Genomic DNA, 4701 nt, shown 5'->3' on the forward strand with positions numbered 1-4701 from the left:
GGCCGCCGGCGGGGGCGGCGGCCGGCGTCCGGCGGCGTCAGGAGGCGTTCACCGCCACGTCGTCGATGACGAAGCTGGTCTGCAGGTACGCGTCCTCGGTGCCCGAGAACGAGAGGGTCACCGTCTGGCCCGCGAAGGCGGACAGGTCGACGGTCTGGAGCGAGTAGCCGGCGGCCGCGTTGGCGTTGCTGTAGGTCTTCAGCGTCGTGGAGCCCGCCTTGACCGTCAGCGTGTCGTACACGGTGCTGCCGCTCTCGCTGGTGTCGATGTGCAGGTAGTAGGTCAGCGAGGCCTTGCAGCCGGCCGGGATGGTGATCGACTGGCTCGCGCTGTCGGTGTGCGTGGTGCCGTAGCCGTTCAGCCATGCGAAGTAGGTGCCGGAGTGGGAGGTCTCACCGCTGCCGTTGGCCGACACGACGCCGGAGGTGGTGGTCCACGGCGCGGTCCCGGACTCGAACCCGCCGTTGGTCACCTTGTTGCCGGGGCTCGGGCAGTTGCCGCCGCCGGCCGGGTTGATCGTCCAGGTGAACGTGGTCGTCCCGCTGTTGCCGGCGGTGTTCTTGGCGGTCACCGTCACCGAGTACGTGCCCTGGGTGGTCGGCGTGCCGGAGATCAGGCCGGTGGAGGCGTTGATCGACAGGCCGGGCGGAAGACCGGTGGCGCTGTAGGTCAGGGCCGAGCCGCCGGGGTCGGTCGCGCTGATCTGCAGGCTGGCGGCCTGCCCGACGGTGCCGGTCTGGTTGCCGGGGTTGGTCACCTGCGGCGAGCCGGGCTGGCCGCCGCACGTCCCGGGAACCGGGTCGGTGCCGGTGACGCTGACCGCCGCCCAGGCGGCGTTCACGGTGTTGTACTCGGTGCAGTGCGTGCCGTACAGGTCGGCGGCGGCCTTCAGCGAGTCGACGCGCGCCTGCGCGTAGTTCTCGGAGCTGTTGGCGTAGGACGCGAGCGCCCGGTACCAGATCTTCTCGGCCTTGTTGTTGCCCAGACCCGTGATGGTCGAGTTGTTGCAGGTCGGGCTGTTGCCGTAGCCGTGGTCGCCGGAGCCCACCGCGAGCAGGAAGAACCAGTGCGTGAGCGGGCCGAGCGAGTAGTGCGGGTCGAGGCTGCCGTTGCTGCTGGAGTAGCAGTTCGGCGACGCGCCGTCCAGCGACGGGTTGTACATGTAGCGCAGCGGCTTGTTGTCGCCGTTGATGTTGATGAGCTCGCCCATGGTGTAGTCGGGCGTGTCCACCGAGTTGTTGGCGTAGAACTCCACCATCGTGCCGAAGATGTCGCTGGTGCCCTCGTTCATGCCGCCGGTCTCGCCGGTCTCGTCCCAGCCGGTGAGGGCGCCGCTGACACCGTGGCTCATCTCGTGGCCGGCGACGTCGATCTCGACGAGCGGGCGGGCGTTGCCCGAGCCGTCGCCGTAGGTCATCTGCGAGCCGTCCCAGAACGCGTTCACGTAGGCGTTGCCGTAGTGGACGCGCGAGGGGACGCCGGCGCCGTTGCCGAAGATGCCGTTGCGGCCGTGGACGTTCTTGAAGTAGTCGAACGTCTTGGCCGCGCCGAAGTGCGCGTCGACACCGGCGGACGCCGGGTCGCTGTTGGTGCCGTTGCCGAACGTCCCGGTCGAGTTGCTGAAGACCGTCCCGGTGCCGCTCGTGGCGTGGTTCAGGTTGGTGGTGGTCCCGTTGCCGTGCGACGGGTCCTTCATCGACCACGTGCTGCCGGACTGGGTCAGGTCGATCGACACCGTGCCGCTGTAGATCGAGTTACCGGTCCCGGCGGTGAGGATGGCCTGGTTCTTCCTGGCCTTCTGGATCTTGGCCAGCTTGGCCGCCTGCGCGGGCGACAGGAACGAGCTGACCTCGTCCCGCTTGGTGACGACCTTGCCCTTGTGCGCGTCCACCAGGACGTGCAGCACGGTCGGGGTCTGGTCGGTCCGGACGCCGCGGACGACGGTCTCCCACACCAGCTGGGACGACCGGCCCTGGTTCCAGATGGCCAGGTGCGGCTTCTCCACCGAGCTCACCTTGCCGTGCACCTGGCCGCGCGAGGTCGACTGCGCCTGCTGCGCGCTGATGGACGGCGCGGTCGGGACGGTCGGCGTCTCGCGCGTGTTGGTGTCGATCTCCTTGTAGGAGCCGCCCGGCTTCAGGTGGACGACCAGGTCGCCGCCGTAGACCGGCAGCCCCTTGTAGGTCCGGTCGAAGCGGACGTCGGCGGCGCCCTTCTTGTCGACGACGACCGTGCGCGGCACGAACGCGTGGCCGGACTTGGCGTGCGCCTTGCCGGGGTGCGCGGCGAGCGCCTTCTCGGCGTTCTTGATGGCCGCCTTGCGCGTGTCCGGGGACGGGTTGAGCGTGAAGTCGTCCTTGGTGAAGGACGACGGGCCGGCCGGCATACCGGGTTTCGGTTTGGGCGCGGCCTGGGCCTGCATGGGGAGGGCGACGAAGCCGGCGGCGGCGATCACGGCCGCGCTCGACAACGTCACGATGCGACGTGGGGTCATGTGGATCGGTTCCCTCTCGCCTCGTGGGCAGGATCCCGCCGCGGGGAACGGCGGGCGGGGTGGAACGGGGGGACGAGGGCGGCGAATTCTGGAGTGGGCAGAAGGCTCCTTTCGCGACATAACGGGGAATTCGCCGCATCTCAGATCAACGGCAGTGTCAGCGCGCCAACCCGCCCAAGGAAGACCGAAGGCCGAACGTTAGGGATATCCCTACGGACACGCACATGAACAGGTCACAACGCCCAGATGGCCTCCCACATCGGCGTTCTCCACCCGCTGTGCGAAGGCCCTCCACGCCGCGTCAGGACATGCCGAGGGTCGTCAGGACCGGTGAAGAACCCGGTGAAGGACCCGGTGAAACCGAGCGCGCGCCGAGCGTGGTCGCCCGCAGGCGCGGACGCAGGGGCGGACGCAGGCGCGAGCGCGGGGCGTACGCGGGGGCGGTCGCGGGCGGACGCAGGGGCGGGCGCAGGGTGGGGAAAGGGTTCCTAGCGGTCGTCCGCCGGGGGATCCTGCGGAAGGTGGTGCGGGGACGAGGCCAGGCGCGCGAGGTCGACACGCGACCGGACGCCGAGCTTGCGGTACGTCCGGGTGAGCGCGGCCTCGACCGTCTTGACGCTGATGAACAGGCGCGCCGCGATCTCGCGGTTGGTCGCGCCCTCCGCGACGAGCCCGGCGACCTTCGCCTCCATCGCGCTGAGCACCCCCAGCGCGGCGGACGGCGCGGACGGGACCTGCGCGGCCCGGTCCAGGTCCCGGACGCGGTCGAGCTCGGCGGTGACCAGCGCGAGCCACGGGCGGGCGTGCGCGTGCGCGAACACCCGGCGCGCCTCGCGCAGCGCCGACCGCGCCCCGGACGCGTCGTGCTGGGCGATCCGCAGCCGTCCGAGCACCAGCCAGGACCGGCCCTCCTCCAGCCGGAACGGCAGCTCGGCCAGGGCCGCCGCCGACCGCCGCGCGAGCGCCGCCGCCGTGACCTGGTCGCCGCGTCCGGCCGCGACCAGCGCGGCGGCCCGGTCCATCACCGCGAGCATGACGCGCCGCTCCAGCCGGGTCGCGCGGGCCCGGGTCTCCTCGATCAGCTCGGCCGCCTCGTCCAGGTTCCCCGACAGGGCCAGCGCCTCGGCGAGGTCGCCGTGCCAGCGCCGCATCGCCGGGTCGCCGAGCCCCTGCGCCTCCTCCGACCGCCGGACGCGGCGCAGCAGCGCCACGGCCTCCTCGTCCCGGCCGGCCATCAGGTGGACGTGCCCGGCCGCGTACCACGCCTGCGGCAGGAACAGCAGGTCGCCGTCGTCGGCGCTGTGCCGCTCGGCCCGGCGCGCCGCGTCCGCCGCCCGGTCGGGGTCGCCCCCGGCCGCCTCGGCGAGCGCCAGCGAGAACCACGACGGGCCCTGGCTGAGGTCGCTGTCCTCGGCCAGCCGCAGGCTCTGCCGCGCCACGTCCAGCGCCCGGTCGCAGCGCCCCCGGTGCACCTCCACGCGCGCGAGGTTGTGCAGGCAGTGGCACAGGCTCTCCACCGCCCCGCGCCGCCGGACGAGGTAGATCAGCGACCGCAGCTCGGCGCGTGCCTCCTCCAGCCGGTCGGCGAGCAGGTGGTGCCGGTAGCGCTGGAAGGCGGGGCCGTTGTGGTCGACCATGACGCGCGGGTCCTGCGGGGACGACAGCGCCCGCGCGAGCGTCCGCTCGGCGTCCGGGCGGCCCAGGAAGAACGCCAGGTGCGCCTGCTTGGCCAGGGCCAGGATCTCGGTGCGCCGGTCCCCCGCCCGCGCGGCCAGCTCGGCCGACCGCGCCGCGTGCTCGTGCGCCTCGAACGCCGAGCCCTCCACGAGCCACGCCCGCCACGCGAGCCGGTAGTGCAGGGGCGCGAGCAGGGCCGGGTCGTCCCCGGCGTCGGCGAGCGCCCGCGGGAAGATGTCGCCGAACTCGGCGAGCGCCTGCCCGGCCGAGTCGATGACCGCCAGCCAGCCGCGCACCCGCTGCGCGGGCTCGGACGCGACGGCCAGCGCCTGGTGCGCGATCTGCCGGGCCTCGGGCAGGTCCCCGGCGGCGATCGCGTCCTCGGACGCGGTGAGCAGCCGGTTCACGTAGCCGTCCGGGTCGTCCTGCGGGGTGTGCTCGGCGCCCAGCCGGCCGAGCCGGCACGCCTCCGCCGGGGCCCCGCGCCGCCGTGCCGCGACGGCCGCCTCGTCCAGCGCGGCGGCCAGCTC

At 72.8% G+C, this 4701-nt stretch carries 2 protein-coding genes; both read right to left on the reverse strand.

Features of this window, described 5'->3' with window-relative positions:
- Positions 1-37: 37 nt before the first annotated feature.
- Complete coding sequence (locus DZF91_RS07300; RefSeq protein WP_117356722.1) at positions 38-2494, reverse strand: M4 family metallopeptidase; 2457 nt, start codon at positions 2492-2494, stop codon at positions 38-40.
- 488 nt (positions 2495-2982) lie between these two features.
- On the reverse strand, positions 2983-4701 hold a 1719-nt coding region (locus tag DZF91_RS07305; protein ID WP_147341039.1), incomplete at its 5' end, for a helix-turn-helix domain-containing protein.

It is taken from the genome of Actinomadura logoneensis (assembly GCF_003428695.1).
Taxonomy (GTDB): Bacteria; Actinomycetota; Actinomycetes; order Streptosporangiales; family Streptosporangiaceae; genus Spirillospora; species Spirillospora logoneensis.